Here is a 211-nt window from a genome sequence, read left to right on the forward strand (position 1 = left end):
CTGGTCAGCCTGATTGAGATCGTGCTCGTTTGCGGCAGTTGTCGTGAAGCTGTGCGTGAGGCCAGTGCGGGCATCAACCCCGATGTGGGCCTTCATGCCGAAGTGCCATTGATTCACTTTTTTGGTTTGGTGCATCTCCGGATCACGTTCACCTGTTTTGTTCTTGGTAGAGCTGGGAGCTTCGATGATGGTGGCATCGACCAGTGAGCCC

General features: G+C 55.0%; 1 protein-coding gene. It reads right to left on the reverse strand.

The window, feature by feature from the left end:
* The coding region (locus tag H1S06_RS00275) for a transposase (RefSeq protein WP_181736292.1) at positions 1–211 on the reverse strand (211 nt) is incomplete at both ends.

It is taken from the genome of Marinobacterium marinum, from assembly GCF_013868415.1.
Taxonomy (GTDB): Bacteria; Pseudomonadota; Gammaproteobacteria; order Pseudomonadales; family Balneatricaceae; genus Marinobacterium; species Marinobacterium marinum.